The sequence below is a fragment of the Caballeronia sp. LZ034LL genome, from assembly GCF_031451215.1.
Taxonomy (GTDB): Bacteria; Pseudomonadota; Gammaproteobacteria; order Burkholderiales; family Burkholderiaceae; genus Caballeronia.
Genome location: NZ_JARUXR010000032.1, coordinates 1 through 311 on the forward strand (window position 1 = coordinate 1; position 311 = coordinate 311).

The 311-nt window shown below is 63.0% G+C and carries 1 pseudogene; it reads right to left on the bottom strand.

The annotated features are described in order from the left end of the window. Positions 1 to 311: pseudogene (locus tag QCE83_RS35070) on the bottom strand (acetyl-CoA C-acyltransferase); the annotation flags it as partial.

The window sequence follows — 311 nt, forward strand, 5'->3', positions numbered from 1 at the left end:
GCATTGCCCGCCGTGACCGTGCCGTTTTCCTTCGCGAACACGGGACGCAGCTTCGAAAAATCTTCGGCCGTCGCGTTCATGCGCACGTGCTCGTCGCGATCGAAAACGGTGTCGCCCTTCTTCGATGCCAGCGTGATCGGCAGAATCTGTTCCTTGAAGTAACCGGCTTCGATAGCCCGCGCCGCGCGCCGGTGCGATTCGAGCGCGAGCGCGTCCTGCGCCTCGCGCGTGATGCCGTACTTGTTCGCGACGTTCTCGGCCGTCACGCCCATGTGGATCTTGTCGAACGGGTCGTTCAACGCGCCGAGCAT